This is a genomic window from Hydrogenophaga bisanensis (assembly GCF_042665135.1).
GTDB lineage: Bacteria > Pseudomonadota > Gammaproteobacteria > Burkholderiales > Burkholderiaceae_C > Hydrogenophaga > Hydrogenophaga bisanensis.
In genome coordinates this window covers 1-25693 of sequence record NZ_JBHTBX010000011.1, presented here as the reverse complement: position 1 = coordinate 25693, position 25693 = coordinate 1, and the positions used below count along the sequence as shown (strand labels likewise).

The window sequence follows — 25693 nt, the reverse complement described above, 5'->3', positions numbered from 1 at the left end:
TCAGACCCAGCGCAGCAACAGACCCGCCACCGCCGGCAGCACCAGTGCACTGAACAAGGCCGACAGGCCCATGGCCAGGCCGGCGAAGGCCCCCATTTCCTCACTGACCTGAAAGGCCCGCGCGGTGCCGATGCCGTGCGCCGCCGTGCCCAGCGCGAAGCCCCGCACCGCCGGGTCGCTGATGCGCAGCGCATCGAACAGGTAGCGCGCGGTGGCCGCACCCAGGATGCCGGTGCTCACCACCAGCACCGCCGTCAGCGAGGGCAGCCCCCCAATCTGCTCGGCGATCCCCATGGCCACCGGGGTGGTGACCGACTTGGGCGCCAGCGAGGCCAGCGTGGCCTTGGAGGCGCCCAGCAACCAGCCGATGCCGATGGCGCTGACGGTGGCCGCCAGGGTGCCGGCCACCAGGGCACCGAACAGTGGCAGCCACAGGCGCTTGAGGCGCGGCAGTTGCTCCAGCAGCGGCACGGCCAGCGCCACCGTGGCCGGCCCGAGCAGAAAGTGCACGAATTGCGCACCCTCGAAATAGGTGGCATAGGGGGTGCCCGTGGCCCAGAGCAGCAGCCCCAGACCGATGACCGAAAACGCCACCGGATTGGCCAGCGGATGAAAGCCGCTGCGCCGATACAGCACGAACGCGCCCTGGTACATCAGCAGCGTCACCGTCAGACCCAGCAGCGGCGTGGCCGAGAGGTAGACCCAGACATCGGCCAGTCGGCCGGCGGCACCTTCGGCCAGCGGCAACCCGGCGTTCAAGACCGCCCCTCCGGCGAGGCGGCATCGGGTTCAGAACCACGGGTCAGCCGCATCAGCGCCTGCAGGGTCAGGGCCGCCGCCACCAGCCCGATCCAGGTGGAGAGCACCAGCGCCACACCAATCGCCAGCGCCTCGTCACCCAGTCGCTGCAGGTGCAGCATCACCCCCACGCCCGCCGGCACGAACAGCAGCGACAGGTGCTGCAGCAGGGTCTGTGCGGTGGGCCGGACCATGGCCAGCACCGATGGCCGCCAGGCCAGCACGGGCAGCAGCAGGGCCAGACCCAGCACCGGGCCGGGCACCGGCAGGCCCAGCGTGCGCACCAGCGCCTCGCCCAGCAACTGAAAAACCAGCAGGGTGGCCAGAGCAGCGATCATGGTTCCTCACTCAGGCAATGCCACCCCAAGGTGCGGACCCCTTCGGCCCGCGTTTCTCAGAGCAGCTCTTTGGGAATGTTGCCACCGTTGGCGGCGATGTGGCCCAGCACATTCTTGTGCAGCCACATGTTCATCCTGGCCGAGTCGCTCATCAGTTCATCAGGGCAGTACAACTCCTTGGCCAGCTCCTTGCGCGCAGCCAGGCTGCTGTCCAGGCCCAGCAGCTTGAGCAGGTCGACGATGGACGTCTTCCAGTTGAGCTTCTCGGGATGCTTGGCCGCCTTTTCGGCCAGCAGGGTCATGACGTCGACCATGGCGATGGGTTGCACCACCGGTTCGGCCGGTGCTGCCGCGACCGCCGCGGGCGCAGGCGCTGCCGGGGCCACGGCCGCAGGCGGCGTGATCACCGGCGCCGCCGCCGCTTCCTTCATGCCCAGCTTCTCCAGGATGTTGCTGAAAAATCCCATGGTGCTCTCCTCCGGTTGCGTTGGTTGACAAAGCGGCACTGCCCGGACGCCCCGGTCAGCACGGATGCAGCTTACCCCCAACCCACGACAAAGACATTACTTTTTGTGCACTGTCTTCCGAGCCCGTTATCGGGTGTGCGCAAATGCCGGTCCCTGTCAGGTCAGCGCCTCATCCAGGAGTTCCACCCAGTGACGCACCGGGGTATCGGTGCCGCTTTGCAGGTGCGTGATGCATCCGATGTTGGCACTGGCAATCACCGCCGGTTGCAGTTCGCTCAGGTGGCCGAGCTTGCGATCACGCAGCTGATAGGCCAGCTCTGGGTTGAGTACCGAGTAAGTGCCGGCCGAACCGCAGCACAGGTGCGATTCGTTGCGCGCCACCTGCACCGTGAAACCCAGCGCCGCCAGGTGCGTCTCGACGCCGCCCTTGAGCTTCTGCCCGTGCTGCAGCGTGCAGGGCGGATGAAAGCCGATGACTTTCCTGGTGTCGGGCTTGGCAGCCAGCTTGGGCTGGAGCACCGGCACCAGCGCTGGCAGCAACTCGCTGAGGTCACGGGTCAGTTCGCTGATGCGCGCCGCCTTGGCGGCGTACGCCGGGTCGTCACGCAGGATATGGCCGTATTCCTTGACCGTGACGCCGCACCCCGAGGCGTTCATCACGATGGCCTCCACCCCTTGCTCCACGTGCGGCCACCAGGCGTCGATGTTGGCGCGCATCTGCGCCGTGCCGCCGTCCTGGTCATTCAGGTGGAACTTGACCGCGCCGCAACAGCCCGCCTCGGGCGCCACCACGGTCTGGATGCCGGCGGCGTCGAGCACGCGCGCGGTGGCGGTGTTGATGTTGGGCATCATGGCCGGCTGCACGCAGCCCGCGAGCATCAGCACCTTGCGCGCATGCGTGGCCGTCGGCCAGCGGCCGGCGTCCTGCCTGGCGGGCACCTTGTTCTTCAGCGTCTCGGGCAGCAGACCACGCACCAGCTGGCCCAGCTTCATGGCCGGGCCGAAGGCGGGCGAGGTCAGGCCTTCCTTGAGCAGCCAGCGCACAGCCTTCTCTCCCGCCGGGCGAGGCACCTTGGCGTCCACGATCTTGCGGCCGATGTCGACCAGGTGGCCATAGTCCACCCCGCTGGGGCAGGTGCTCTCACAGTTGCGGCAGGTCAGGCAGCGGTCCAGGTGCATCTGGGTGGCGCGCGTGGGCTCGGCGCCTTCGAGCACCTGCTTCATCAGGTAGATGCGCCCTCGCGGACCATCCAGCTCGTCGCCGAGCAGCTGGTAGGTCGGGCAGGTGGCGGTGCAGAAGCCGCAGTGCACGCACTTGCGCAGGATGGCCTCGGCGGCGATGCCGTCGGCGGTGCCTTTGAATTCGGGGGCGAGGTTGGTTTGCATGACTTATCCCATCCGGCCCGGGTTGAACAAACCCTGCGGGTCGAAGGCTTCGCGCAGGCGGCGGGTGATGGCCTGCAGGGCAGGACTTTCGGTGTCGAAGCGGCGCACACCAGGCGCGCCATCGGCGCCGGGCCGGAACAGGGTGGCGTGGCCCTGGACCGCCGCGGCCGCCGCACGGACGGCTGTGGCGGCGCTGGCCGGGGCCCAGAGCCAGCGCTGGGCGCCTTGCCATTCCACCAGCTGCGGGTACGGCAGCTCCAGCACCGGCGCGGTCTGTGGCACCGACAGGCGCCAGAGGCACAGGTCGGGTGCCGCCGGCCGGAAAAACGGCAAGGCATGGTCGCGACAGGCGTCCCAGTCCGCCGCGGCCTGGGTGTTGTCCATGCGCTGGCCCCCCGCCACCTCACGCAGCATGCGTTCGCCAGCGGCCTCGACCGCCGCCACCGCGCCGCGCAGGCGCACAAACAGCAGCTCGGGCGCATCCGGCGCCGTCTCGTCGCGTACCCAGCAGGAGGCGTTCAGCGGCAGGGGCTGACCACCCCAACGGTGCAACTGCTCCAGCGCCTCATGCTGGCCCAGACGGAAGACCAGCGTGGCCTCGGCCGGTGCCACAGGCAGCACCTTGAGCGAGAGGTGAGTGATCACCCCCAGTGTCCCCATGGAACCCGCCAGGGCACGGCTGATGTCGTAGCCGGCCACGTTCTTCATCACCTGGCCGCCGAAGGTCAGCCAGTGGCCCTGGCCATCCACAAACTGGGCGCCGAGCACAAAATCCCGCACGCCACCCACCGTGGCGCGTGCCGGACCGGCAAGACCCGAAGCCACCACCCCTCCAATGGTCGAGCCGGTCCCCAGACGCGGGGGATCGAAAGGCAGATGCTGGCCCTTCTGCGCCAGCGCAGCCTGCACCTCGGCCAGCGGCGTGCCGGCCCGCACGGTGATGACCAGCTCGGTCGGTTCGTGACTGACAATGCCCGTCCACTCACGGACGTCCAGCGGACGCCCCGACGTCGCCTCGCCATAGAAGTTCTTGGTACCGCCGCCGGTGATGCGCAACGGCGTCCGGTCGGCCATGGCCGCGCGCACCTGGTCGATCAGACCCTGGGGGGAATCGTTCGTGGGGATGTCGCTCATGGCCGTGATGGTAGCGACCGGGCCCGCCCGCGCCGTTGAATTTTTTGCACGCCGCGCTGCAATCGCGGCCGCCTGCCCGTCGAGAGCGCTCTGCCCGAGGCTGCGGGTCAGCGGGTAAACCCGAGGCAGGCGCCGGCATTCGGGCGTCCTCGGCACTCCCGCCGCAAACGCTTCTCCCGTGCCGCCTTTGTCTCGCCGCTGCCACTGTCCAGAAACTTCACGCGTGCGGCCTCGCGCGGGGCGGCCTCACGCGCCTTGGCGCTGCCCGCCCAGGCCGGCATGGCCAGCGACGCGACCAGCGCCAGAACAATCCAATGCCGGTCGCGTGTGGTCATGGCTCTTCTCCTCCCGGTCTTTCTTCCCCTGTTGGCCGCCGATGCTAGCGGGGGATGGCCCATCTCGCCTCCCCCGCGTGGGGGACAAAAAAAGACCCCGCGTGCCTTTCGGCAACGCGGGGTGAACATCCAAAGGAGACTCTCAGAGACAGCGTGGCAGCATCATTCCTCTCGGCGTGCTGCTCACCACGCGGGTTGCGGCATCAACGGTTGTAGGCCGTCTCGCCGTGCGAGCTGATGTCCAGACCTTCGCGCTCGGCTTCTTCACTCACGCGCAGACCCAGCACCATGTCGACAATCTTGTAGACGATGAACGCCACCACCGCCGACCAGACCATGGTGATGACCACACCTTCGGCCTGCACCAGCAGCTGGCTGCCGATGGAGTAGCCGTCGGCCTTGACGCCACCCAGGGAAGCGGCCGAGAACACACCGGTCAGCAGGGCACCGACGATGCCACCGACGCCGTGCACGCCGAACACGTCCAGCGAGTCGTCGGCACCGAGCATCTTCTTGAGACCGGTGACGCCCCACAGGCACAGGAAGCCGGAGACCAGACCGATGACGATGGCGCCCATGGGGCCGACGGTACCGCAGGCCGGGGTGATGGCCACCAGACCGGCGACAGCACCGGAGGCCGCACCCAGCATCGAGGCCTTGCCCTTGGACAGGGACTCGCCAATGCACCAGGCCAGCACAGCGGCCGCGGTGGCCACCAGGGTGTTGATGAACGCCAGGGTCGTGCCGCCGTTGGCTTCCAGGTTGGAGCCGGCGTTGAAACCGAACCAGCCCACCCACAGCAGGGAAGCCCCCACCATAGTCAGGGTCAGGCTGTGCGGGGCCATGGCTTCCTTGCCGTAGCCAATGCGCTTGCCCACCACATAGGCACCCACCAGACCGGCCATGGCCGCATTGATGTGCACCACGGTGCCGCCGGCGAAGTCCAGCGCGCCCTTGTCGAACAGGTAGCCGCCAGCGCCCCAGACCATGTGGGCGATCGGCAGGTAGCTGAAGGTGAACCACAGGGCGCAGAAGAGCAGCACGGCGCTGAACTTGATGCGCTCGGCGAACGAGCCCACGATCAGCGCGCAGGTGATGCCGGCAAACGTGGCCTGGAAGGCGATGAAGATGTACTCGGGAATCATCACGCCGGGGGTGAAGGTCGCTGCCAGCGACTCCGGCGTCACGCCCGCCAGGAACACCTTGTCCAGGCCGCCGATGATCAGGCCCTCGCCGCCGAACGCCACGCTGTAGCCATAGACGGCCCACAGCACGGAGATCAGCGAGAAGACGACCATGACCTGCATCAGCACCGACAGCATGTTCTTGCTGCGCACCAGGCCACCGTAGAACAGGGCCAGACCGGGGATGACCATCAGGATCACCAGGATGGTGGAAATCATCATCCAGGTCACATCACCCTTGTCGACGGTTTCCTTGACAGGGGCTTCGGCAGCAGCGGCCTCGGCGGGCGCAGCGGCAGGTTCAGCAGCGGGTGCCGCCACGGCGGCGGGAGCGGCCGAGGCGTCCGCAGGCGCAGCAGCAGCGGCCGGCGCCTCGGTGGTGGTCTGGGCAACCGCGTTCAGGCCACCAAAGGCCAGTCCCAGTCCCAGGAGCAGTGAAGCAATGAGCTTTTTCATGTCCGTGATCTTTCTTGTGACGGGGTCGTGATCAGAGGGCTTCCTTGCCGGTTTCACCGGTGCGGATGCGGACGACCTGTTCCAGGGGAGAGACGAAGATCTTGCCGTCGCCGATCTTGCCGGTGCGGGCAGCGCCTTCGATGGCTTCGATGACCCGGTCGACGAGCTCGTCGGCCACGGCCGCCTCGATCTTGACCTTGGGCAGGAAGTCGACGACGTATTCGGCGCCGCGATAGAGCTCGGTATGGCCCTTCTGGCGACCGAAGCCCTTGACCTCGGTGACGGTGATGCCTTGAACGCCCATGCCGGAGAGTGCTTCGCGCACTTCGTCCAGCTTGAACGGCTTGATGATGGCGGAGACCATTTTCATGTGCTGTTCCCTCTTGTCGATGGTTGCGGTTCAGGCGGTGAGGCCGGCCGCGGGGCTGAGATTCATGGCAGCGCCCCTGAGGACGACGGCCACCTTGGATGCGACGGTGTTCATGGGCACTCCAATGTTTCGAAACGTTCGCCCCAAGGGTCTAGCAGGGAACGTGCCAGGCCACCTCCACCTCGGATGCTCTCCAGCACCGGCACTGTCGTGGAAATGCCGCTTTTCCCTCGCCTGAGGGTGCGTGCGCGGTGGACCGCGTGCCATGATCCCCAGCCCGGCGGCCGTTCAGAAGCCCCGGCATGCACAAAACAGGTGCAACAAGGTCGTCCAGCCAGCCATGGCCGACAAATGCACCGAAACAGGGAAGGAATACACCATGAGTCTGTCCTTGGTGCACAGCCGTGCACTGCAGGGTCTTCAGGCGCGCCCGGTGCAGGTGGAAGTGCACCTGGCCAACGGCCTGCCCAGCTTCACGCTGGTCGGTCTGGTCGACACCGAGGTCAAGGAGGCGCGCGAACGGGTCCGCTCGGCCATCGCCAACGCCGGACTGGAGTTCCCCAGCAACAAGCGCATCACTGTCAACCTGGCTCCCGCCGACCTGCCCAAGGATTCGGGCCGCTTCGACTTGCCGATTGCCTTGGGCATCCTGGCGGCCAGCGGCCAGGTGGATGCCGCCAAGCTCAAGGGGTGGGAATTCGCCGGCGAACTGTCGCTGGGCGGCGAGCTGCGCCCGGTGCGCGGGGCCCTAGCCATGAGCCTGGCCTTGCACAGCGGGTCCGCCGGCGATCAGGCCCCCGCGCGGCTGGTGCTGCCACCGGACAGCGCCGAGGAAGCCGCCCTCGTGCCCATGGCGCAGGTCTACCGGGCCAGGCACCTGCTGGACGTGGTGCAGCGATTTCTGCCCGAGCGGGCGGGTGAGCCACTGCCCGAGCCCATCGACGATGGGGGCTGGCTGCGGCTGGCCTCCTCGGCACTGGGTACGTCCGAACCCTACCCCGATCTGGCCGACGTGAAAGGCCAGGCGGCCGCCCGGCGCGCGCTGGAGATTGCCGCGGCCGGTGGTCACAGCCTGCTGATGATGGGACCGCCTGGCTCCGGCAAATCCATGCTGGCCCAGCGCTTTGCCGGCTTGCTGCCCCCGCTGTCCACCGACGAGGCGCTGGAGGCGGCGGCAGTGGCCTCATTGGCGGGCCGATTCCGGCTCGATCGCTGGGGGGTGCGCCCGACGGCGGCGCCGCACCACAGTGCCAGTGCGGTGGCCCTGGTGGGCGGCGGCTCTCCACCGCGACCGGGCGAGATCTCGCTGGCGCACCACGGCGTCCTGTTCCTGGACGAGTTTCCGGAGTTCGCCCGCAGCGCCCTGGAGGCTTTGCGCGAACCCCTGGAGACCGGCCACATCCGCATCTCCCGCGCCGCGATGCAGAGCGAGTTTCCGGCCCGCTTCCAGCTGATCGCCGCCATGAACCCCTGTCCCTGCGGCTACCTCGGCCATCCGACCCGTGCCTGCCGCGACACCCCCGATCAGATCGCCCGCTACCAGGGCAAGCTCAGCGGTCCCCTGCTCGACCGCATCGACCTGCATGTGGAGGTACCGGCACTGCCGCCCGACGACCTGTTGCGCGCGGTGCCGGGCGAAACCACGGCACAGGTGCGCGAACGCGTGATGCAGGCCCGCGAGCGCGCCTGCAGACGCCAGGGCGGCACCAACCAGGCGCTGGCCGGGCAGGCGCTGGACGAGCATGTGCGTGCCGATGACACGGCACTGAAGTTCCTGAACACCGCCGCGGCCCGTCTGGGCTGGAGCGCACGCAGCACCCACCGCGCCATGCGGGTGGCACGAACGATTGCCGATCTGGCGCAGGCCGACCAGGTGGGCGTGGCCCACGTGGCCGAGGCGGTGCAATACCGGCGGGTGCTGCGCTCCGGCAACTGAGCTGCCGGACTCAGACCACCCGCACCTGGTCGGTCAATTCGTTGGGGTTGGCCTGGCCTTCGGCCAGCGGGTAGTGCTGCACCAGCAGGGCCGAGACCTCTTCCAGCGCCTCGGTCAGTCCACCCTCGACATCGCCCTGACGCAGCCGGAGAGCCAGGCGGTCGACCACGGCCTGCCAGTGTTCGGGAGGCACCAGGCGGGCAATCCCCCGGTCAGCGACGATGTCGATGCGCCGTTCGGCCAGCAGCAGGTAGATGAGGACGCCGTTGTTGTGATCGGTGTCCCAGACACGCAGCTTGCCGAACCAGGCCAGCGCACGGGTGCGCACCACCTCGGGCAGCGAGGCATCGCGCCCGATGCGCCAAAGGTAGCGCTCGGGCAGGGAGCCTTCGACACACAGGCAGATTTCGCCACTGTGGCGCCGCTCGCTGGCGGCCACGCGCTGCCGCAGGCGATCGGCCATGTCCGGGGGCACGGCGCGCTGCGCCGCCCCGTCGGCCTGCCAGCGGTGCCGCCACCAGCGTGCCCAGCGGCGCCACAGGGGTTCGCGGAAATTGCCCATCTCACCAGTCTCCTGACGCACCGCCGCCACCAAAGTCGCCGCCGCCCCCCGAGGAAAATCCCCCGCCACCGGACGACCAGCCTCCTCCGCCCCCACCCCAGCTGCCCGAGGAACCACCGCCCCAATGGCCGCCCCCACGGCGACCACCAGACTGCAGCGGCAACTGCTGGACGAACAGGGACATGAACAGCCCGACCAGGCCCGCCATGATGGCCAGCCAGAGAAGACCACTGAGGGTCCAGACCAGGAAACCAGAGACACCACCGGCCGCCAGCGCGCCCAGCCGGTTACCCAGAATGCCGCGCAGCACAGCCGAGATCAGCGGCACCGCAAACAGGAACAGCAGGCCGATCTCGAACCAGTCGATGCCGCCGCCAGGGCTGGGGCGACCGGATCCGACCTCGGGCAGAGGAAGCGCCTCGCCTTCGATGCGTGCCTGCAGGTGCTCCAGACCGCCGCGAATGCCCCCTGCGATATCACCCCGTCGAAAGGCCGGCGTCACCACCTGATCGATGATGCGCTTGGCCATCACGTCGGGGATGGCGCCTTCCAGGGTCTTGGCAGGCGCGATGCGCAGGCGCCGGTCGTCCAGGGCCACCACGAACAGCAGACCATCGCCCACGTCGCGGCGGCCGATCTTCCAGGCATCGCCCAGGCGCTGGGTGTAGTCGGCAATGTCTTCGGGGGCGGTGCTGCGCACCAACAGCACCACGATCTGCGTGCCGCGCCGCTGCTCGAAGGCCTGCAGTTGCGCCTCCAGCGCGGCCACATCGCCCGCCGCCAGGGTGCCGGTCTGGTCCATGACGCGAGCGGTGAGCGCCGGCACCGGCTGCACGCCCTGCGCCAGGACCGGCACGGCCAGCGCGGTCATGAGCCACAGCAGTGCCCAGCGCCACAGGCGCAGCACCGCCGGCGCGCGCCCCATCAGCCCCATGATCGCTTACTTGGCGAAGTCGACCTTGGGCGGGGCGCTCACGGCGGCTTCATCGGCCACGGTGAAGCCAGCCTTGGGCTGGTAGCCGAAGACCATGGCGGTCAGGTTGGTGGGGAAGCTGCGGGCCAGCACGTTGTACTCCTGCACCGCCGCGATGTAGCGGTTGCGCGCCACGGTGATGCGGTTCTCGGTGCCCTCCAGTTGCACCCGCAGGTCGGCAAAGGCCTGGTTCGCCTTGAGGTTGGGGTACTGCTCGACGACCACCATCAGGCGGCTGAGGGCGCTGCCCAGTTCACCCTGGGCGGCCTGGAATTTCTGCATGGCCGCCGGGTCGGACACCATCTCGGGGGTCACCTGGATGCCGGTGGCCTTGGCGCGCGCTTCGATGACCTTGGTCAGGGTCTCCTGCTCGAAATTGGCTTCACCCTTGACGGTGGCCACGATATTGGGAATCAGGTCGGCACGGCGCTGGTACTGGTTGAGCACCTCGGCCCAGGACGATTTGGTCTGCTCGTCCAGGCGCTGGAAATCGTTGTAACCGCAGCCGCTGAGCAGCAGGGCCAGCCACAGCGTGGCCAGCCAGGTGAACGGGCGCAGGAATGTGCGGGTCATGGTGTGTCCTCCTGGGGTGGGAATGGATAGCCCTCTGGCCTCGCAGCTTACCGCACACGTGACCTGATCGAGGATCAGTTCAGGAGGTTGGGGTCGCGACGGCTGGACTGCTCGATCTCGCGCAGACGACGGCAGACCGGGTCCTGCGCCAGGGCGGGATCCGCGCAAACCCGCGACTGGCAGACAGAGCGGCTGAAGAAGTTGCTGCTGTCGGCGCAGCGCTGCTCCACGGTGGCCACCGGTGCGGGGCGCGCCGGACTGGGCGTCGGGGCGGGAGCCGGCTCAGGTGCAGGCGGCGGTGGTGCGACGGCGGGCGCCTCGGCCACCGGCGGCGGCACGTCTTTCACCCGCGACTCAGCCCGACGGGCCTGCTCGGCCTGCAGTCGCTTGGCGGCCGCCTCGCGTTCCTGCCGGTGAAGCTCTTCGCGTTCGCGGTCTTCGCGCGCCAGGCGCTCCAGCGAGGCCTGCAGACGGGCCTCGGCGGCGGCGGTCGCCTCCTGCAGGCTCGGATGACCGGCGGGTAGAGCGCCGGTCGGTGCGGCAGATGCGTCGCCAGCCAGAGAAGGACTCAGGGCAGTGGCAGGGGATGGCACCGAAGGCCGCAGCGTCCACACGATGGCCGACACCAGGGCCACGGCCCCCACCACGCCGATGCCGATCCATCGACCAGCCGAGGAGCGGGCGGTGCTGTCGTTTCGCGAACCCTCGCGGCGCGATCGCCCCGAGCGCGAGCGGCGCGGACTGGCTGGCGCGGGAACCGGGGTCAGTGGCGCGGCACAACCCATGCAGAAGCGCGCTTTCTCGCGATTCTCTGTTCCGCAAGACCGACACACCACACCCATGAAACGCTTGCCTCCACCCAGGAACCACACCCGCAGTCCTGAGGTTGTACCAGAGCACAAGGTCGGTCGCACGGTCCACAGGACCGGCGGCAGGGAGGCAGCGCCCGGTGGCACCGAAGGCACAATGCAGCCATCGGCCATGCGCCCACCTCAGGAGACCCCATGACACTGTGCCGCCCCCGTACCCTGCTGACCTGGCTGCTCAGCGGCATGCTGGCGGCCGGCGCCAGCCCGGTGATGGCCAATGAAACCGATCAGGCTGTGGCCGCCTGCCTCAAAGCCTGGGTCACGCATCCTTTCGGTGACCGGCCGTCCTACCGGGTGCTGGGTACGTCGGTCAAGGTGTTTGGCATCGGATCGTCCAGCGCCGACACGGAGAAAACCACCAGCCCCGCTCTGGTGGTGGTGAACCCCGGGGTCAACGTGATGGGCGGCAGCGTGATCGAGCTGCTCAACCCCAACGGCTGGTATTGCCTGCGCAGCACCGTCAGTGTGATGGGCGGCATGACCATCCGCCTGGCCTGTGGCGCCCAGCTGGCCTCGCTCTCGGGCACCGCCACGGTGATGGGCAACAACGCCGATCAGAAAGGGGTGACCGTGATGGGCTCCACCACGGTCGAACGCGTGGGTTGCCCCGAAGGCAACCGCATCTGAGCGCGGCCTGCGGGCTGGCCGTCAGAGGTTGGGCCCCAGCCAGCGCCTGAGTTCGTTGGCATCCACGCCGCTGCGCGCGGCCAGGTCGGCCACCTGGTCTTCACCGATCTTGCCGACGTTGAAGTAGGTGCTGTCCGGGTGCGCCAGATAGAAGCCGCTGACGCTGGCGGCCGGCGTCATGGCCAGGCTCTCGGTCAGGCCCATGCCGATTTCGTCGGCCTGCAGCAGCGCAAACATGGGTCGCTTGACCGAGTGGTCCGGGCAGGCCGGATAGCCCGGTGCCGGTCGGATGCCGCGGTACTGTTCCTTGATGAGCTGGTCGTTGGTGAGTTGCTCGTCGGCGGCATAGCCCCACAGGTCCTTGCGCACGCGTTCGTGCATGCACTCGGCCATGGCCTCAGCCAACCGGTCGGCCAGTGACTTGAACAGGATGGCGTTGTAGTCGTCGTGCGCGGCCAGGAACTGCGCTTCCTTCTTCTCGGCGCCGATGCCGGCGGTGACGGCGAACACCCCCACGTAATCCGGCGTGCCCGCGGGCGCAACGAAGTCGGCCAGGCAGCGGCTGGGGCGCATCACGCCATCGATCTCCTGCTTCTCCGCCTGCTGGCGCAGCCCGTGCCAGGTCAGCAGCGGCTGCTGGCGCGACTCATCAGCGTAGAGCGCAATGTCGTCATGGTTGACGCGGTTGGCCGGGTACAGGCCGATCACCGCGTTGGCGGTCAACCAGCGGCCTTCGATGATCTTCTTGAGCATGGCCTGCGCGTCGGCGAACACCTTGCGCGCCTGTTCGCCCACCACCTCGTCATCCAGGATGGCGGGGTACGGGCCGGCCAGGTCCCAGGTCTGGAAGAACGGGCCCCAGTCGATGTACTTCGCGGCCTCGGCCAGATCGAAATTCTTGAACACGCGACGGCCAATGAACTTGGGCGGTGTCGGTGTGTAAGTGGCAAAGTCCACCGGCGTGGCGTTGGCGCGCGCCTGGTCCAGCGGCCACAGCGGCACTTGCTTCTTGTTCGCGTGCTGCTGGCGCACCTTTTCATAGTCGGCGTTGAGCTCGGCCAGGTACTGCGCGCGGCCGTCGCCGATCAGGCCCTGGGCCACGCTCACGCTGCGCGAGGCGTCGGGCACATAGACCACCGGGCCTTCGTAGTGCGGCGCGATCTTCACCGCCGTGTGCACGCGGCTGGTGGTGGCCCCGCCAATCAGCAGCGGAATCTGCTTCTCGCGGAAGTGCGGGTCCTTCTGCATCTCGGCCGCCACCACCTGCATCTCTTCCAGGCTGGGCGTGATCAGGCCGGAAAGGCCGACGATGTCGGCACCCTCTTCCTTGGCCTTGGCCAGGATGTCCTGCCAGGGCACCATCACGCCCATGTTCACCACCTCGAAGTTGTTGCACTGCAAGACCACGGTGACGATGTTCTTGCCGATGTCGTGCACGTCGCCCTTGACGGTGGCGATCACGATCTTGCCCTTGCTGCGCACATCGGCGCCGGCCGCTTCAAGCTGACGTTTCTCTTCCTCGATGTAGGGCAGCAGGTGGGCCACGGCCTGCTTCATTACGCGAGCGCTTTTCACGACCTGGGGCAGGAACATCTTGCCGGCGCCGAACAGGTCACCCACCACGTTCATACCGTCCATCAACGGGCCTTCGATCACGGCCAGCGGACGTCCGCCTTCGGCCTTGATGAGCTGCCACATTTCCTCGGTGTCTTCGCTGATGTGCTCGTTGATGCCGCGCACCAGCGCGTGCGTCAGGCGCTCACGGATCGGCAGCGCGCGCCATTCGTTCTTCTTGGAGTCGTCCTTGGCCGCGCCCTTGGCACTCTCGGCGATTTCCACCAGCCGCTCGCCAGCGTCCGGGCGCCGGTTGAGCACCACATCTTCCACCCGCTCACGCAGCTCGGGGTCCAGTTCGTCGTAGACGCCCACCATGCCGGCGTTGACAATGCCCATGTCCATGCCGGCCTGGATGGCGTGGTACAGGAACACGGTGTGGATGGCCTCACGCACCGGGTCGTTGCCGCGGAAGCTGAAGGACACGTTGGACACACCGCCTGAAACCTTGGCGCCCGGCAGGTGCTGCTTGATCCAGCGCGTGGCCTCGATGAAGTCCACCGCGTAGTTGTCGTGCTCGGCAATGCCGGTGGCGATGGCGAAGATGTTGGGGTCGAAGATGATGTCTTCGGGCGGAAAACCCACCTCGTCGACCAGGATGCGGTAGGCGCGCTCGCAGATCTCGATCTTGCGCGCGTAGGTGTCGGCCTGGCCCTGTTCATCGAAGGCCATCACCACCGTGGCAGCGCCATAGCGCTTGATCAGTTTGGCCTGGCGCTTGAACTCCTCCACGCCTTCCTTCATGGAGATGGAGTTGACCACCCCCTTGCCCTGGATGCACTGCAAGCCGGCCTCGATCACGCTCCACTTGGACGAATCGATCATGATCGGCACACGCGCGATGTCGGGCTCGCCGGCGATCAGGTTCAGGAAGCGCACCATGGCGGCCTTGCTGTCGAGCATGGCCTCGTCCATGTTGATGTCGATGATCTGCGCACCGTTTTCCACCTGCTGGCGGGCCACGGCCAGGGCGTCTTCGTAGCGTCCTTCCAGGATCATGCGGGCGAAGGCTTTGGACCCCGTGACGTTGGTGCGCTCACCCACGTTGACGAACAGGCTGTCGCGACCGATGAACAGCGGCTCCAGGCCAGACAGCAGCATGGGCGGGACGGACGCGGCGGGGGCGGACGGGGACGAGGCAACGGCAGACATGGGGCTCACCAGGAAGGGTTCAGAAACTGGTGAGCGCCGTTGGAGCCGGCGGGGCCGGCAGGGCGATGTAGGGTCGCCCGTGGTCTCAAGCCTGACGCTGGCGGGACGGCCAGCGCTGCAACGCTCCTTGAGAGGATGCGATTTTACCGTCTGCTGCCCTCCTCTGGTGCGAAGCTTGCTTGTCTCCCCACCATGACATCCGCCAATCTCCCCGTCGACTGGCACGCCCAGGAACTGCTGCTGCTGCACGAGGTGATGAAGCTCGTGGGGCGCAGCCTCTCGCCAGAGCCCGTGCTGCGCGAGATGCTGCACCTGATGAGCGAGCTGCTGGGCCTCAACCGCGGCCGCATCGTGCTGCGGGACGATGAAGACCCCCAGCAGGCCCGCATCCACCTGGCCTATGGCCTGACGGCGGCAGAGCGCCGGCGCGGCCGCTACGCGCCGGGTGAAGGCATCACCGGCCGGGTACTGGCCAGCGGCCAGGCCATCATCGTGCAGGACATCGACGCCGACCCGCTGTTCCTGTTCCGCAGCGTTCGGCGCGAACAGTTGCCCGAGGACACCGTGGCCTTCCTGGCCCTGCCGATCGAGGTGGACGGCCGCGTGGCCGGGGTGCTGGCCTGCCACCGCATCCGCAGCCGGCGCCGGCGTCTGACCGATGATCTGGCCGTGCTGCGCACCCTGGCCACGCTGACCGGCCAGCTGCTGCAGCTCGAACGGCTGGTACATGCCCAGACTGCGCAGCTGCAGGCCCGCAACGCGGCGCTGACCCGCGCCCTGGACAGCGCCAGCGCCCGCTACGGACTGATCGGCCGCTCACCCGCCCTGCTGCAGGCCCTGGGCGAGCTCGAGCGCGTCTCGCAATCGCAGGCCACGGTGCTGCTGCTGGGCGAGTCGGGCACCGGCAAAGAGCTGTTCGCCCGCGCGGTGCACCTGGCCAGCGGGCGGCGCGACCAACCCTTCATCAAGGTCAACTGCTCGGCCATTCCGGACACGCTGTTCGAGTCCGAGCTGTTCGGCCACGAGCGCGGCGCCTTCACCGGCGCCACCCAGGCGCGCCCCGGCTGGTTCGAGCAGGCACACGGCGGCACCATCTTTCTGGACGAGATCGGTGAACTGCCCCTGGCCATGCAGGCCAAGCTGCTGCGCACCCTGCAGGAAGGCACCCTGGTGCGCCTGGGCGGCCAGCGCGAGATCCGCATCGACGTGCGGCTGGTGGCGGCCACCAACCGCGACCTGGCGCAGGAAGCGGCCGCCGGGCGATTCCGGCAGGACCTGTACTACCGGCTGAACGTCGTGCCGATCCGGCTGCCCAGCCTGCGCGAGCGTCGCGAAGACATCCGCGACCTGGCGCTGCATTTCGTGAACCGCGCCAACCAGGCCCACCAACGCAACGTGCACCTGGCCGCCGACGCGCTGCAGCGGCTGCAGCGGCTGGACTGGCCCGGCAACATCCGCGAACTGGGCAACGTCATCGAACGCCTGGTGCTGCTGGCCGATCAGGCCGTGGTGCACGCCAGCGACCTGGGGCGCTTCCTGCCCGACGCCCCTGGCGCCCCCGACACCGAGCCTGCCACCCCACGGGCCGTGGCCCCGGGCGCTCCCCTGGTGCGCGACTACCTGAGCGCCCAATCACATGATGCCCGCCAACTGTCCCAGGCCCTGGCCCTGCACGGCGGTAACCAGTCGCGCGCGGCACAAAGCCTGGGTCTGACGCTGCGGCAGTTCAGCTACCGGCTGCGCAAGGCGGGCTTGCCCTGAAGCATCCGCTGGTGGCCTGCGGTGGCCTCATCGCACCATCACCGGCGACTCATGCACCGGAGGGGCTGCGGGAGCCTGGCTCTGCGAGGGGTCTGACCGGCGGGACGGTTCATTCGCGTGCGCCTTCGCCTGCACGTTCGCGTGCGCATCGGCGTGCACCCTGGCCTGCTCCAGATGCTGGTCGGCCGCTTGCGACAGGGCCTCGCTCACGCGGAACTCGCTGAGCGATCCGGCGGGCCCGATCATGGCCACGCGCTCTCCATCCTTGCTCAGGTGGAAGGCCTGCACCGGTGCGCCCTGCGCTCTGGACTGAGCGTGGCTGACAGCAGCCGCGGTCACTCGATCGATCTGCTCATTACCTACACCCATCCGGCGCAGCCCCGGCGCGATCTGTTCCTGGGCCTGCTGGTGGTAGCGCTGCTGCGCCGGCGAGAGCGTCACCGGTGGCGACATGCCGCGTTCGCGCATGGCTTCGCCGATGGCCTTGAGGTGACCCCGGTCGCGCCACTGTTCATTCAGGGCGCTTTCCAGGCGCTCGGCCTGACGCCGCTCGGCCAAGGCCTTGGGCCAGCCCTGATCCAGATCGTTGTACGACGGCGTGTTGGCCTTCAGCGCCTGGACCGTTCGCTCATCCTGCGCGACTTCCCCCTGGTACTGGCGGTAGCGGTCTGTCAGTTGGGTGTTGCTCAACGCGCGGTAGTTCTCCAGCGGTTCGTGGTCCAGGGCACGCGGGTATCGGGCATGAACCGCATCGCTGAAGGCACCTCGCACGGCATCGCCCGGGCGCTTGCCGGCATCGATGTGACGGGCCAGCGCCGCCTGCACATCGTCCTTGTCGACCTTGGGAATGCGCGCGTGCATCTTCTCCCACACCTGATCGACTTTCTCTCGCCCCTCGAAGTAGCGGTTGTTGCGCTCGGCCTCCTGATGGAAGGCAGCGCTGGCCTGATCGAGCCGGCCCTGCAGGCGCGCACGCTCGGCCGGGTCCTGGGCTTCGCCCAGGTCTTGCCTGAGGCCATTGACCTGGCGCAGCAGGCGGCCTTCTCTGGATAGATAGTCGTAGCCCAGATCACCCGCCTGGCGGCCCAGGTGCCTGCTGAACTGCTGCAAGCGGGACTCTTCGTACAGCTTCTCCGCACCGTATGCCGCAGCACCTCCGGTGGCCAGACCGCCCAGCACCGGCCCCGCCGGCCCGGTGACCGGGCTGGTCAGGGCGCCCGCCGCCGCACCGGGAACGGCCCCGACGGTGGCGGCCGCGCCGGTGACCACCGTCCTGGTGGCCTGGTTGGCCGATTCTTCCGCGCCGCGCACCCACTGCTCGCGGGTGGAACGCGCGGTATCGATGGCCGCGTCGACCTGGCCCTTGGCATCGTACGCACCGTAGGCCGTGCCGAGCACGCCGGCGGCTTTGATGGTGGGGCGCACGGCACGGTAGCCGCCCACTTCGTTGTGCAGGCGTTGCACGCCCTCTTCTACCCGGCCGGTCTGGCGCTCGTCCAGCAGGTGACGGGCGGTGTCCGGTCCGATCCTTTCATTGGGGAGCCGCCCAGGCAGATCACGGTGCCATTGGCGTTGCGCGCCGGTGGACTGATGCAGATCATTCAGCCGGTCCTGGGTCAGGCGGCCAAAGCGGGCCGCTTCCAATGCGCGGCCGGGCGAGGCGTTGGGCGTTGTGCGCGAGTCAAAGTGCAGCCTGCCCTCGCGGTCGTAGATCTGGATCGGCACGCCGGTCTGCTTGGCCACGTCGTCAAGGGCCCCAGGGAGCTTGTTGTAGACCGACTTGCGCACTTCTTCTGGAACATGGCGACCTTGGCCAAACCTGTCGAGATCTCGACTGAATCGGTTGTCCACACCCAGCTCGCTTTCCAGGCGGTGTGTGGCGATGGCCCGTATTTCCACGTCGTAACCTTGCGCCTGCAGCTCCTTGATCAGGTCGGCACGCGGCATGGTGGTGTCCAGGATGATGTTCTTGCGCTGGGCCATCGCCGCCTCGCGCAGCTCCGTGGCCCACTGGCTGGCGTCGCCGTGGGTGCGGCCGGACCAGGTGTAGGGGTGTTGCTGGCGCAGTTGCTCAGCTTGAGGGTGCTTGTCTCGCAACTGGTCAGGGTCTACGGTGACGACGTTGCCACCTAGCTCAACCTGAGCGATTCGCACCAGACCGCCTTTTCCGGCACCGGGTTGACCCGCCGTGATGATGATTCGTGGTCGATCTACCGGTGTTGCGTTGTTGAACAGCTTTCGGTCATTGAGTATGCGATCGTTCAGTATCTGCCGATGCTGCGCGGGGTCAATCTGGTCGTAGGTGCGAGACATGAGTGAACCCACCTAGCTCAGTCCTGGCCCCAGCGAAAAAACGCCATCAGTTCATCTACCCCGATATCGTGCCGACAGTCGCTCATCAGCATCTCCTTCCCCCTCGCTTTGGCAATCAATGCTGCATCACCTGTAGCTTCGGCCGCTCGGACTTCGGCGGCGGCAAGGCCGACGAAGTGATTCAGGCCGCCTTCGAGACTGCCAATCGCCATTTCGAACTGATCGGTTCGCTGCTCCCTGCTCATGCCAGGGCGAATTCCAAGGTCTGCAATGGCATCCTGAAGCTGCGCGATCAGCTCCGGATAGTCCTTGAGCGCTTCCTGCAGTACTTGCGGCACCGGCGGATGCTCGGTGAAGTGGGTATTAGTCATGTTGGCTTCCCTGAATTTCTTTGTTGAACGCACGATCCGCACGCCGGACGATATTAATACATTCAGCGTATATCGAACTCAACATACCCAACCCCAGCCCTGTGGACCCGGCTGTTGGGCAAATGCCTGCGCAAGGCAAGTTCGGCATCAGGCGTTTTCGATGCCGGCGTCGTCATCCACCGGCTTGTCGAGCAGCGAGGTCTTGACCTAATACGGCACCAGGTCTGTTTTCAGTTCTTCTCGGACCCGTTGGGGCCGGCAAACATGCGCAGCCGCGGCTGGACAGCGCTCATCCGGCGGCGGTGGCGCGCGGTTTGAGCTTGAGTTTGGCACCCTTGGTAACCTTCACCGGACGGTGGAGATCACGAACCACTGTCTCGGTGCCATCGGCAAAGGTCTCCACCAGCTGGCCATTGACCGCCCGCAGCACCTTGCCACTGGTGGTCAACGCTTCGTACTGCGCACGCTGGAAAGCGCCCTGGGCCAGCTTGGGAATGCCGGCCTCCAGGACGATCATGGATTCTTCCGTCAGCGGCTTCATCGGGTGGTCTCGCATCCGAGCAATCTAACAGCAAATTCACCCGCAGACCAGATCCCCCGCATCCATCGCGGGTGGGCGCAGCAGGTCTTCGTCAATGCCCATCACCGCGCTGGCGCGTTCCACGGCCTGCCACAGGGCCGAGGGCATCTTCAGGATCTCGTCCGGGGTGTCGGCCTGGGCGATCCAGGCGCTGATCTGGTGGTGCTGGTCAGCGGTCAGCAGTTCCAGGTGGAGCATTTCGTCGATGGTTTTCATGTGAGCTCCGGTCAGCGTGAAGTCAAACGGGCGGTCAGGCGGGCGTACAGCAGCCCAGCAAGGACCGCGCCAGCGGCCATGGCCAGCAGGCCGGGCAGGTGCCGCGTGGCGTCAATGAACACCGGCATGGGCGCCACCGCGTCCACCGTGCGCACGGCGGCCACCATGCCCACCCCGGCCGCCGCCGCCAGCAGCGCACTGCGCCCGGCCGGCCACCAGCGGGCCAAGGCGCTGGCCACCGGCAAGGCAAACAGCCAGCCCACGGCCAGGATGACGCCATACACCGGCGCAAAGCCGATCAGGTCCTGGGCGGTCACCCGCAGCCAGTCGCTGGCGGGAATCTCCACGCCCACGTCCACCAGCGCCCGCAGGTTCCACTGCGTCTGCACCACCGAACCCCAGGCCGCTGCCAGCACCCACGCACACAACAGCACCCCCAGACGTCGCGTCCAGCGAACTGATGGGGCATCATGGCGGGCACCGGATCTCATGCTGACCATTATGAAATACCTGCTTGCCTTGTTCCTGGCTGTGCTGAGCATGACCCCATCGGCCCAGACAGTGGCCTACCGCGTGGAGACCGTGACCGGCGGACTGGAGCACCCCTGGTCGCTGGCCTTTCTGCCCGACGGGCGCATGCTGGTGACCGAGAGGCCCGGCCGCCTGCGTGTGGTCGAGCCCGGGCCCGACGGCCGCTTGCAGCTGCGCCCCGAGCCCGTAGCCGGCGTGCCGCCGGTGCTGGCTCGCGGACAGGCCGGCCTGTTCGACGTGCTGCTGGACCCGGACTTTGCCAACAACCGCCGGCTGTTCCTGTCGTTCGCGCACGGCACGCCCGAGGCCAACCACCTGCGCGTGGTCAGTGCCCGGCTGGACGGCAACGAGCTGAAAGACCTGCGGCCCATCTTCACCTCACAACCGGCCAAGAGCGACACCCAGCACTTTGGCGGCCGCATGGCTTGGCTGCCCGACGGCACCCTGATCTTTGGCATGGGCGACGGCAACCTGGAGCGCACCGACGCGCAGCGCCTGCACACCCACCTGGGCAAGTTCATGCGCATCCGCCCCGACGGCACAGTGCCGGCCGACAACCCCTTTATCAAGCGCGACGGCGCCCTGCCCGAGATCTTCAGCACAGGCCACCGCAACCCGCAGGGTGTGGTGGTGGTGAACGGCGTCATCTACGCCCACGAACACGGCTCACGCGGCGGCGACGAACTCAACCGCCTGACCCCCGGCGCCAACTACGGCTGGCCCATCACCACCGGCGGCGTGGACTACACCTTTGCCCGCATCACCCCCTACCGCAGCCTGCCCGGCATCACCCCACCGCTGACCGAGTGGACCCCCTCCATCGCCCCGGCGGGTATGGCGTGGTATGACGGCCCACTGTTCCCCGCCTGGCGCGGCAGCCTGCTGGTGGCCGCCTTGGCCGAACGCAGCGTGCGCCGCGTGCCGATGGGCAGTGACGGCACCCCCGGCCCGCAGGACGTGCTGTTCAAGGAACTGGGCGAACGCATCCGCGATGTGCGGATGGGGCCGGACGGGGCGGTGTACCTGCTGACCGACAACGAACAGGGGCGGGTGCTTCGGGTGGTGCCGGCCTCGCCCTGAGCGACACCGCCAAAGAAAGCGCTACGCGCCTCAGGCCTTCGAGCCCGACAGCTTGAAAATGGCCACCGCGTCAACCAGTTGCTGGGCCTGTGTCCGCAGGCTGGAGGCAGCAGCAGCACTCTCTTCCACCAGGGCCGCGTTCTGCTGGGTGGCGTGATCCATCTGCGTGACCGCATGACTGACCTGAGCCACGCCATCGCTCTGTTCTGTTGAGGCCGCGCTGATCTCACCCATGATGTCGGTGACGCGGCGGATGGATTCGACGATCTCGGCCATGCGCTGACCCGCTTCATCGACCTGTACGGTCCCCTGCTCGACGCGCTCCACGCTGTCGCCGATCAGGCGCTTGATCTCTTTGGCAGCTTCCGCGCTGCGCTGCGCCAGGTTGCGCACCTCGCCGGCCACCACGGCGAAGCCCCGGCCCTGCTCGCCGGCCCGTGCTGCCTCCACCGCGGCATTGAGCGCCAGGATGTTGGTCTGGAACGAAATGCCATCGATCACCGCGATGATGTCCTCGATCTTCTTGCTGCTGTCGTTGATGCCCTTCATCGTCTGAACCACCTGACCCACCACCTCACCGCCTTTGAGCGCGACGCCGCTGGCGCCTTGGGCCAGCTGGTTGGCGGTGCGGGCGTTCTCGGCGTTCTGCCGCACGGTCGCGCTCAGCTGCTCCATAGAGGCGGCGGTTTCCTCCAGCGAGGATGCCTGCTGCTCGGTGCGTGCGCTCAGGTCGTGGTTGCCCTGGGCTATCTGCGCGCTGGCGGTGGCCACACTCTCTGAGTTCTGGCGCACCACGTGCACCACCGCCGACAGTTTGTCCTGCATGGCCTGCATGGCCTGCAGCAACTGCGCCACCTCATCCGACCCCTGCGCATCCACACGCGCTGTCAGATCACCACCCGCCACCTGGCTGGCCACGTGAACCGCCCGCTCAATCGGCCGGACGATGCTGCGGCTGAACAGCACACCCCCGGCGATACCCACCACACAGACCAGCCCCATCAGCACCAGGCTGATGGTGGCGGCGCGCGTGGCGCTGGCTTCAGCCTGCTGTGCCAGAGCGGCACTGTCATCGGCAATATGCTTGACCGCGGCGTCCAGCAGGCGCGCAGGCTCGCGGTCCATGCCGCTGACCGCCTTGTCGCCCACCGCGTGGTCGAAGTCGGCCGCCTTGAAGGTTTCAAAAGCCTTGCGGTAGTTCTGTCCCATGGTGGCATGGGCCGCAGCGAACTGCTTGACCAGATCCTGTGACTCCCCGGCCGGCAGCGCCTGCGCCAGCTGGGTCGAGGCCTGCGCAATCTCACGCTCGATGTTGTTAAACGCGGTCCAGTAGCGCTCGAGTTGAGCCGGGTCTTTGCCGCGCAGCAGGGTGTTTTTCCATTCCTGCACCTGCGTCTTGAACTGGCTCAGCAGCCGGCCGGCCGCCGCCGCGTTCTCGTGGCTGGCGTGAACCTCGACCTCAAAGGTCTTGATGGCCTGGTTCAGGCTGAAGATGCCGAACAGGGCGGCGGCCACCACCAGCAAGAGGGAGGCGGCGAACGCCAAAGGCAGTTTGAGGGCGAGTTTCATGGCGGGCTTCTCTGCATGGACAGACCAAGTCGTCAACATGCCCGGCGGGCATGGATGGGTCAACGTCTTTGTGATATCGGTCACTAACCTTGTCCGCTAAAGTCAAAACAGCGGACGTTTCGCGGCGTACTTGTCGGGTGAAGTGGGCAGATCGGGTCCCCAGGGGAATGGGTTGGGTCGGTACCGCAACAAGCGCCGGGTGCCTGTGGGCAGCGGCGGCGCACCCGGCCCGCAAGACGCGCTGTTGTAGGAACCTGGGAACGCATCCGTGACGTGCGGAAGGGGCCTGACGAGGCAGAGTATCTGCTGACGGACAACACACAGGGTAAGGTGTTGCGGGCTGTGCCTGCTTCCCAGTGAGCAGCAAGGATCCACCGACCGAGTCCAAACGGAAAACGATGACAGAAGATGGCGACGGCAACTGGCCGGGAGCGGCCTGTCACTTCGTGAAGCTGAGTATCGGCGAAGGCAGGAAACAGCCGTTCAAGTTATAGCTAGTCGTAGATATGAGATAGCTGAAACTCTAAACATCGCCCCGCTTCACTCGCTCCCACTCGTGCTTGAGAATGACCTGTAGGTGCGACACTACATCACCACGAGCAGTAGCAAATCGAACTTGAGCTGCATGTTTTTGCTCAAGAGTCTCGTTGGCTGGTGGCTCACCGCACCCATCGACCAGCACTCCAATCAGCCGAACTAATTCGTTGTGCTCGTCCTCTCTTGCGTTCAAGCGAAGCTTGATGCGGATGCCGAGCTCGTGACTCCGTGCATTCGCAATAGCCATTTCGTCGAAGTTCTTTCGCTGGTCATCAGGTGATAGGGTAGTCCCCGGGCGCCGTAACTCTTCAACCCTAGCTATGACAGTCAGAAACTCTGCCGCATCCTTCCTCAGTTCGTCGATCCAAACCTGACGCTTTGATGAAATGTTGTCTGCTGCCTGTCGCTTTGCGATAGCGCCCTGCGTATCAAGTTGGCGCTTAGCTATCTCCTCATGCAATTCCGCCTGAGTCTTGGCAATTTGCTCTTGGAGGTTCGCCTGCCGCTTGGCGATCTGCCACTGAACGATCGGGCTCACGACCATTGCAATCAAGGCGACCGCGCCGAGAACGACCTTGTTGAAGTCGTCAGGGGTCACTGTGTGAAGCAACGCGATGACCTTGTCAATCCATATGGTTTCCACTTTAGCCTCCGTGTACGTGATGTGGCCGCTCACCCATAGGTTCTCGCTTGACGGTCCGTTCAAGCCGACCTGTAGGCAGGTCATGAAAGCAGCCTCAATTAACGGCCGGTGGTCCAAGTCCGCCTACCCCTTCCCGCCATCAGTTTTGAGGTACGACGGAAGTTCATCAATACGGAACTAGTAAGTCGGAATTCGGATGCCGACGAAGCCAACTTTCCCAACGCCCAAGTTCGCTTGAATCACCTCTACTTCTCGGGTCTTCGCGGCTTGCTTGAGCAGCCACGAGACTTCTTCCGCGTGTTCAACACTGCTTCGGTTATGAGGCGCTCACCGTGACTGAGGTCTGGAATTCCAAGCGGCGACCGTTACACTCAATAGCGAGACAATAACTGATGAGGAAGACATGAGCCGCAAGGACTTTGAATTTCTCAAGGACGTCGCGTTGACCGACCTGCTGCTTGACGAGGGCAACCCTCGGATCCGAGCCGCGCATGATCAACGTGCGTGCATTGAGCGCATCCTTCGGAAGGAAGACCACATGGTCAATCTGATGAAGGACATCGCTAATCGAGGCCTGACGACGATGCCAATCATCGTCATGCCTACGGGTGACGGCCACTACAAGGTTATGGACGGCAATCGCCGCGTGACCGCGCTCAAGCTTCTGAATTTTCCCGAATCTTGTCCTGACGAGCGCCTCAAGCCGCTTTTGAAGCAACTTCTGAACGATCATCGCGACACCATTCCGGAAACTGTCGACGTGATGTCTTCCGCTGATCCGAAGGCTGTTTCGATGGAGGTGCTTGCCAGACACTCTGGGGCCCAGGATGGTGTCGGGCAGGTTGATTGGTCTGCTTACCTACGAAACGTCTTCTTGATCAACCACGGCCATCCGCCAGACTACAAACGCGCGGCTCAGTACGCGCTTTGGGCGGAAGACCAGGACATCTACGTCAGCGACGACTTCCCGATCAGTTCGTTGCATCGGTTCTTCACTGCCGACAACCTCGCACTTCTGGGGTTCCGCATCGACAGAACCACTGACGAGTTGGTGCCTGCGATCAGTGCGGCGCAAGTGAAGCAGATGGCGCAAATCCTGATGACCGACTTTCTCACGGACGTCAAGGTCGACGACGTCCGTACTCCATCGCTGGCTCAGTCCTACATTAAGACTGTACGGAGCCGAGTGGGTGGAGTTGACCCGGTTCCGTGGACACATCATGCTTTGTGTTCAAGGAGTCACCAATGTCCAAAGTACGACCGCCCTACCCGGCGGAGTTCCGCCAGCAGATGGTCGAGTTGGTTCGAGCCGGCCGCT

General features: G+C 66.5%; 26 protein-coding genes and 1 riboswitch. Of the genes, 6 read left to right on the top strand and 20 right to left on the bottom strand.

The features are described from left to right. From ACFQNJ_RS15150 to ACFQNJ_RS15115, 8 genes are all read right to left on the bottom strand, one after another. A complete protein-coding gene (locus ACFQNJ_RS15150; RefSeq protein WP_382259091.1) occupies positions 1-759 on the bottom strand; it encodes an LrgB family protein in 759 nt (252 codons plus the stop codon). Next, positions 756-1136, bottom strand: a complete 381-nt coding sequence (locus ACFQNJ_RS15145) for a CidA/LrgA family protein (protein ID WP_382259089.1) — start codon at positions 1134-1136, stop codon at positions 756-758. Before ACFQNJ_RS15145 ends, ACFQNJ_RS15150 begins: the two co-directional genes overlap by 4 nt. 56 nt (positions 1137-1192) lie before the next feature. Continuing rightward, a complete protein-coding gene (locus ACFQNJ_RS15140; protein ID WP_382259087.1) occupies positions 1193-1603 on the bottom strand; it encodes a DUF3597 domain-containing protein in 411 nt (136 codons plus the stop codon). Positions 1604-1759: 156 nt separating this feature from the next. After that, a complete protein-coding gene (glcF, locus tag ACFQNJ_RS15135) occupies positions 1760-2989 on the bottom strand; it encodes a glycolate oxidase subunit GlcF (RefSeq protein WP_382259085.1) in 1230 nt (409 codons plus the stop codon). Between the two features lie 3 nt (positions 2990-2992). Further along, positions 2993-4123, bottom strand: a complete 1131-nt coding sequence (gene glcE / locus ACFQNJ_RS15130; RefSeq protein ID WP_382259083.1) for a glycolate oxidase subunit GlcE — start codon at positions 4121-4123, stop codon at positions 2993-2995. Positions 4124-4230: 107 nt separating this feature from the next. Then, positions 4231-4458 carry a hypothetical protein gene (locus tag ACFQNJ_RS15125; RefSeq protein WP_382259081.1) on the bottom strand — a complete coding sequence of 76 codons (228 nt, stop codon included), beginning with the start codon at positions 4456-4458 and terminating at the stop codon, positions 4231-4233. 203 nt (positions 4459-4661) lie between these two features. Beyond that, positions 4662-6098: an ammonium transporter gene (locus ACFQNJ_RS15120; protein ID WP_382259079.1), complete on the bottom strand. Its 1437-nt coding sequence runs from the start codon at positions 6096-6098 to the stop codon at positions 4662-4664. A 31-nt stretch (positions 6099-6129) separates the two neighbouring features. Continuing rightward, positions 6130-6468: a P-II family nitrogen regulator gene (locus ACFQNJ_RS15115; RefSeq protein ID WP_324345037.1), complete on the bottom strand. Its 339-nt coding sequence runs from the start codon at positions 6466-6468 to the stop codon at positions 6130-6132. 379 nt (positions 6469-6847) lie between these two features. Between ACFQNJ_RS15115 and ACFQNJ_RS15110 the strand changes: the two genes are divergently transcribed. Beyond that, positions 6848-8404, top strand: a complete 1557-nt coding sequence (locus ACFQNJ_RS15110) for a YifB family Mg chelatase-like AAA ATPase (protein ID WP_382259077.1) — start codon at positions 6848-6850, stop codon at positions 8402-8404. A gap of 10 nt (positions 8405-8414) precedes the next feature. On the opposite strand, the gene ACFQNJ_RS15105 is transcribed toward ACFQNJ_RS15110, so the two are convergent. The 4 genes from ACFQNJ_RS15105 to ACFQNJ_RS15090 form a co-directional block, all read right to left on the bottom strand. Continuing rightward, positions 8415-8966 (bottom strand): TPM domain-containing protein, encoded by a 552-nt coding sequence (locus ACFQNJ_RS15105; protein ID WP_382259075.1) that lies wholly within the window; start codon positions 8964-8966, stop codon positions 8415-8417. Position 8967: 1 nt separating this feature from the next. Then, complete coding sequence (locus ACFQNJ_RS15100) at positions 8968-9891, bottom strand: TPM domain-containing protein (RefSeq protein WP_382259073.1); 924 nt, start codon at positions 9889-9891, stop codon at positions 8968-8970. Positions 9892-9906: 15 nt separating this feature from the next. Beyond that, positions 9907-10512: a LemA family protein gene (locus ACFQNJ_RS15095; RefSeq protein ID WP_374639378.1), complete on the bottom strand. Its 606-nt coding sequence runs from the start codon at positions 10510-10512 to the stop codon at positions 9907-9909. 74 nt (positions 10513-10586) lie between these two features. Next, entirely contained in the window at positions 10587-11495 is a 909-nt protein-coding gene (locus ACFQNJ_RS15090; protein ID WP_382259071.1) for a zinc-ribbon domain-containing protein, read from the bottom strand. A 21-nt stretch (positions 11496-11516) separates the two neighbouring features. Between ACFQNJ_RS15090 and ACFQNJ_RS15085 the strand changes: the two genes are divergently transcribed. Continuing rightward, positions 11517-12008, top strand: a complete 492-nt coding sequence (locus tag ACFQNJ_RS15085) for a hypothetical protein (RefSeq protein WP_382259069.1) — start codon at positions 11517-11519, stop codon at positions 12006-12008. A 21-nt stretch (positions 12009-12029) separates the two neighbouring features. Here ACFQNJ_RS15085 and metH read toward each other — a convergent pair whose 3' ends face one another. After that, entirely contained in the window at positions 12030-14774 is a 2745-nt protein-coding gene (gene metH, locus ACFQNJ_RS15080) for a methionine synthase (RefSeq protein WP_382259067.1), read from the bottom strand. A gap of 24 nt (positions 14775-14798) precedes the next feature. Next, positions 14799-14909: riboswitch (S-adenosyl-L-homocysteine riboswitch) on the bottom strand. Between the two features lie 57 nt (positions 14910-14966). Here metH and ACFQNJ_RS15075 point away from each other — a divergent pair. Beyond that, positions 14967-16535 (top strand): sigma-54 interaction domain-containing protein, encoded by a 1569-nt coding sequence (locus ACFQNJ_RS15075; protein WP_382259065.1) that lies wholly within the window; start codon positions 14967-14969, stop codon positions 16533-16535. Positions 16536-16562: 27 nt separating this feature from the next. Here the strand turns inward: ACFQNJ_RS15075 and ACFQNJ_RS15070 are convergent, their stop codons facing one another. From ACFQNJ_RS15070 to ACFQNJ_RS15050, 5 genes are all read right to left on the bottom strand, one after another. Continuing rightward, complete coding sequence (locus ACFQNJ_RS15070; RefSeq protein ID WP_382259063.1) at positions 16563-18848, bottom strand: zeta toxin family protein; 2286 nt, start codon at positions 18846-18848, stop codon at positions 16563-16565. Positions 18849-18865: 17 nt separating this feature from the next. Continuing rightward, positions 18866-19219: a hypothetical protein gene (locus tag ACFQNJ_RS15065; RefSeq protein ID WP_382259061.1), complete on the bottom strand. Its 354-nt coding sequence runs from the start codon at positions 19217-19219 to the stop codon at positions 18866-18868. A gap of 289 nt (positions 19220-19508) precedes the next feature. Further along, on the bottom strand, positions 19509-19760 hold the full coding sequence (locus ACFQNJ_RS15060) for a hypothetical protein (protein WP_374639368.1): 252 nt from the start codon (positions 19758-19760) through the stop codon (positions 19509-19511). Between the two features lie 36 nt (positions 19761-19796). Further along, positions 19797-20015 carry a hypothetical protein gene (locus ACFQNJ_RS15055; RefSeq protein ID WP_374639367.1) on the bottom strand — a complete coding sequence of 73 codons (219 nt, stop codon included), beginning with the start codon at positions 20013-20015 and terminating at the stop codon, positions 19797-19799. Positions 20016-20026: 11 nt separating this feature from the next. Beyond that, the gene (locus ACFQNJ_RS15050; RefSeq protein ID WP_374639366.1) at positions 20027-20506 is read right to left on the bottom strand and encodes a hypothetical protein; all 480 of its coding nucleotides are present in this window, start codon (positions 20504-20506) and stop codon (positions 20027-20029) included. A gap of 10 nt (positions 20507-20516) precedes the next feature. Between ACFQNJ_RS15050 and ACFQNJ_RS15045 the strand changes: the two genes are divergently transcribed. Further along, positions 20517-21626, top strand: a complete 1110-nt coding sequence (locus ACFQNJ_RS15045; protein ID WP_382259058.1) for a PQQ-dependent sugar dehydrogenase — start codon at positions 20517-20519, stop codon at positions 21624-21626. A 30-nt stretch (positions 21627-21656) separates the two neighbouring features. Here ACFQNJ_RS15045 and ACFQNJ_RS15040 read toward each other — a convergent pair whose 3' ends face one another. After that, entirely contained in the window at positions 21657-23195 is a 1539-nt protein-coding gene (locus ACFQNJ_RS15040) for a methyl-accepting chemotaxis protein (protein ID WP_382259056.1), read from the bottom strand. A gap of 150 nt (positions 23196-23345) precedes the next feature. Between ACFQNJ_RS15040 and ACFQNJ_RS19370 the strand changes: the two genes are divergently transcribed. After that, on the top strand, positions 23346-23555 hold the full coding sequence (locus ACFQNJ_RS19370; protein WP_465262229.1) for a PQQ-dependent sugar dehydrogenase: 210 nt from the start codon (positions 23346-23348) through the stop codon (positions 23553-23555). Between the two features lie 163 nt (positions 23556-23718). Here ACFQNJ_RS19370 and ACFQNJ_RS15035 read toward each other — a convergent pair whose 3' ends face one another. Continuing rightward, on the bottom strand, positions 23719-24459 hold the full coding sequence (locus ACFQNJ_RS15035) for a hypothetical protein (protein WP_382259055.1): 741 nt from the start codon (positions 24457-24459) through the stop codon (positions 23719-23721). A gap of 319 nt (positions 24460-24778) precedes the next feature. Between ACFQNJ_RS15035 and ACFQNJ_RS19365 the strand changes: the two genes are divergently transcribed. Then, on the top strand, positions 24779-25693 hold a 915-nt coding region (locus tag ACFQNJ_RS19365; protein ID WP_465262230.1), incomplete at its 3' end, for a ParB N-terminal domain-containing protein.

Coding starts and splice junctions, on each gene's coding strand:
- ACFQNJ_RS15145 (WP_382259089.1), bottom strand. CDS start 1,136: ATGATCGCTGCTCTGGCCACCCTGCTGGTTTTTCAGTTGCTGGGCGAG.
- ACFQNJ_RS15140 (WP_382259087.1), bottom strand. CDS start 1,603: ATGGGATTTTTCAGCAACATCCTGGAGAAGCTGGGCATGAAGGAAGCG.
- glcF (WP_382259085.1), bottom strand. CDS start 2,989: ATGCAAACCAACCTCGCCCCCGAATTCAAAGGCACCGCCGACGGCATC.
- glcE (WP_382259083.1), bottom strand. CDS start 4,123: ATGAGCGACATCCCCACGAACGATTCCCCCCAGGGTCTGATCGACCAG.
- ACFQNJ_RS15125 (WP_382259081.1), bottom strand. CDS start 4,458: ATGACCACACGCGACCGGCATTGGATTGTTCTGGCGCTGGTCGCGTCG.
- ACFQNJ_RS15120 (WP_382259079.1), bottom strand. CDS start 6,098: ATGAAAAAGCTCATTGCTTCACTGCTCCTGGGACTGGGACTGGCCTTT.
- ACFQNJ_RS15115 (WP_324345037.1), bottom strand. CDS start 6,468: ATGAAAATGGTCTCCGCCATCATCAAGCCGTTCAAGCTGGACGAAGTG.
- ACFQNJ_RS15110 (WP_382259077.1), top strand. CDS start 6,848: ATGAGTCTGTCCTTGGTGCACAGCCGTGCACTGCAGGGTCTTCAGGCG.
- ACFQNJ_RS15105 (WP_382259075.1), bottom strand. CDS start 8,966: ATGGGCAATTTCCGCGAACCCCTGTGGCGCCGCTGGGCACGCTGGTGG.
- ACFQNJ_RS15100 (WP_382259073.1), bottom strand. CDS start 9,891: ATGGGGCGCGCGCCGGCGGTGCTGCGCCTGTGGCGCTGGGCACTGCTG.
- ACFQNJ_RS15095 (WP_374639378.1), bottom strand. CDS start 10,512: ATGACCCGCACATTCCTGCGCCCGTTCACCTGGCTGGCCACGCTGTGG.
- ACFQNJ_RS15090 (WP_382259071.1), bottom strand. CDS start 11,495: ATGGCCGATGGCTGCATTGTGCCTTCGGTGCCACCGGGCGCTGCCTCC.
- ACFQNJ_RS15085 (WP_382259069.1), top strand. CDS start 11,517: ATGACACTGTGCCGCCCCCGTACCCTGCTGACCTGGCTGCTCAGCGGC.
- metH (WP_382259067.1), bottom strand. CDS start 14,774: ATGTCTGCCGTTGCCTCGTCCCCGTCCGCCCCCGCCGCGTCCGTCCCG.
- ACFQNJ_RS15075 (WP_382259065.1), top strand. CDS start 14,967: ATGACATCCGCCAATCTCCCCGTCGACTGGCACGCCCAGGAACTGCTG.
- ACFQNJ_RS15070 (WP_382259063.1), bottom strand. CDS start 18,848: ATGTCTCGCACCTACGACCAGATTGACCCCGCGCAGCATCGGCAGATA.
- ACFQNJ_RS15065 (WP_382259061.1), bottom strand. CDS start 19,219: ATGACTAATACCCACTTCACCGAGCATCCGCCGGTGCCGCAAGTACTG.
- ACFQNJ_RS15060 (WP_374639368.1), bottom strand. CDS start 19,760: ATGAAGCCGCTGACGGAAGAATCCATGATCGTCCTGGAGGCCGGCATT.
- ACFQNJ_RS15055 (WP_374639367.1), bottom strand. CDS start 20,015: ATGAAAACCATCGACGAAATGCTCCACCTGGAACTGCTGACCGCTGAC.
- ACFQNJ_RS15050 (WP_374639366.1), bottom strand. CDS start 20,506: ATGAGATCCGGTGCCCGCCATGATGCCCCATCAGTTCGCTGGACGCGA.
- ACFQNJ_RS15045 (WP_382259058.1), top strand. CDS start 20,517: ATGAAATACCTGCTTGCCTTGTTCCTGGCTGTGCTGAGCATGACCCCA.
- ACFQNJ_RS15040 (WP_382259056.1), bottom strand. CDS start 23,195: ATGAAACTCGCCCTCAAACTGCCTTTGGCGTTCGCCGCCTCCCTCTTG.
- ACFQNJ_RS15035 (WP_382259055.1), bottom strand. CDS start 24,459: ATGACCTGCCTACAGGTCGGCTTGAACGGACCGTCAAGCGAGAACCTA.